This is a genomic window from Aeromonas caviae, from assembly GCF_000819785.1.
GTDB classification, from domain to species: domain Bacteria; phylum Pseudomonadota; class Gammaproteobacteria; order Enterobacterales; family Aeromonadaceae; genus Aeromonas; species Aeromonas caviae.
Map to the genome: position 1 here is coordinate 1 of NZ_CDBK01000081.1, position 2,291 is coordinate 2,291.

The 2,291-nt window shown below is 54.5% G+C and carries 2 protein-coding genes; both read right to left on the reverse strand.

All coding sequences use genetic code 11. The features are described 5' to 3' along the window. On the reverse strand, nt 1–1,580 hold a 1,580-nt coding region (ptsI, locus tag BN1120_RS13380), incomplete at its 3' end, for a phosphoenolpyruvate-protein phosphotransferase PtsI (protein ID WP_042016474.1). A gap of 44 nt (nt 1,581–1,624) precedes the next feature. Beyond that, complete coding sequence (locus BN1120_RS13385) at nt 1,625–1,882, reverse strand: HPr family phosphocarrier protein (protein ID WP_005303128.1); 258 nt, start codon at nt 1,880–1,882, stop codon at nt 1,625–1,627. Between the last annotated feature and the right edge of the window lie 409 nt (nt 1,883–2,291).

Here is a 2,291-nt window from a genome sequence, read left to right on the forward strand (position 1 = left end):
GCGCTCATGGAGAACTCATCCAGACCCATACCCAGCAGCAGCAAGGTGGCGCGTTCGTCACCAGCCAGTTCACCGCACATACCGGTCCACTTGCCATTGTCATGGGAAGCGTCGATCACCATCTTGATCAGGGTCAGGACGGAGGGTGACAGCGGGTTGTACATGGCGGAAATCATCTCGTTACCACGGTCGACAGCCAGGGTGTACTGGGTCAGGTCGTTGGTACCGATACTGAAGAAATCCACTTCCTTGGCCAGATGATGAGCCATCACGGCCGCGGCCGGGGTCTCAATCATGATACCCACTTCGATGGATTCATCAAAGGCTTTGCCTTCGGCACGCAGTTCGGCTTTCAGCGTCTCCACGGTAGCCTTCAGGCTGCGGAACTCTTCGACGGAGATGATCATCGGGAACATGATGCGCAGTTTGCCGAAGGCAGACGCACGCAGGATGGCCCGCAGCTGGGCGTGCATGATGTCGGTGCGATCGAAGAAGATACGCACGGCACGCCAGCCCAGGAAGGGGTTCATCTCTTTCGGGAAATTCATGTAGGGCAGTTCTTTGTCGCCGCCGATGTCCATGGTACGGACAATGATCGGTTGATCCGGCATGGCTTCGGCCACTTCCTTGTAAGCCTTGAACTGCTCGTCTTCGGTCGGCAGCGCGTCACGGTCCATGAACAGGAACTCGGTACGGTACAGACCCACGCCTTCGGCGCCGTTGCGGATGGCACCTTCGGTATCCTTGACGGTCCCGATGTTGGCGCACACTTCGACCTGGTGGCCATCCAGGGTGATGGCAGGCAGGTCTTTGAGCTTGGCCAGCTCGTCCTTCTCTGCCTGGAACTGGGCCTGGAACTTCTTGGCTTCGTTCAACTGGTCGGCAGTCGGGTTGATGATGACCTGGTTGTTGATCGCATCCAGCACCAGCATGTCACCGTTCTTGACGCGCTCGGTGATGTCGTTGGTGCCCACGACGGCCGGCAGCTCCAGGGAGCGGGCCATGATGGAGGTGTGGGAGGTACGGCCACCGATGTCGGTGACGAAGCCCAGCACGTATTTCAGATTGATCTGAGCGGTTTCAGACGGGGTCAGGTCTTTGGCGACCAGGATGACCTCTTCGTCGATGGTGCTCAGGTTGACAACGGCGATGCCCAGTACGTTCTTGACCAGACGGGTGCCGATGTCACGGAAGTCGGTGGCGCGCTCACGCAGATAGGGGTCATCCAGATCGGCCATCATCTTGGCGTACTGTTCGATCACCTCGTGAACGGCTCTGTCGGCAGAGGCCTTGTGTTCTTTGATGAAGGATCTGATATCCCCTTCCAGCTCTTCATCTTCGAGCAGCATGATGTGGCCTTCGAAGATGGCCTCTTTTTCTTCACCGAAGGTGCGACCGGCCATCTCTTTGATGGCTTCCAGCTGTGCGGCTGACTTGGTGCGGGCTTCGAGGAAGCGGTTGATCTCGGCATCAATCTGTTCGGCGGGAATCTTGCCCTGATTGATAACGATTTCATCTTCTTTCAGAAGAAGCGCCTTGCCGAATGCGATACCGGGGGACGCAAGAATGCCAGATATCATAATCCTTCCTATTAAAACGACTGTGGGGGAGGAATAAAGCTGGATTACTCCAGCTCGTCCATCAGGGCAACCAGCTTCTCAACGGCTTTCTGAGCGTCCGGGCCGTCAGCCTGGATGGTCACGTTGGTGCCTTTGGTCAGACCCAGGGTCTGGAGCTTGAACAGGCTCTTGGCGCTGGCGGATTTGCCACCGGAGACCACAGTGATCTCGCTTTGGAATTCTTTGGCTTCTTTCACGAACTGAGCTGCAGGACGGGTGTGCAGGCCGTTTTCAGCAGTAATAACAACAGACTTCTCGTACATGGTTTCACCCCATATTATTGATATTGTTTGGAGAGATGGTCGCCAATGAGGCTTCCTGTCTCACCGTGTCAGTATGGATATGTTGTAAAGTAACGAAATCAGACCTGCAATGGTTTAATCCAGGTCAATTTTCTGTGCAGTATTCGGCGTCGTGGCCAGGTATTTTTTCGCTATCAGGCTGCAAGCCGCGTCAGGCCTGGCCTGAAATTATTTTATAACGAAAAATAACACTTTGTTACCTTGTGATACCTTGCCAGCAAACACCTCGTGACGCCGCACAGGATATGAGATTTATCACAGAATGTCTGCTTTTTTTGTCATATCCAAGTTTGTTATTTTACCCCAAAAAATAAGGGGCCGAGTGGCACTGGTGGCTAGAGAGTTTAGCGCATAATGAAAACGGCGCTCC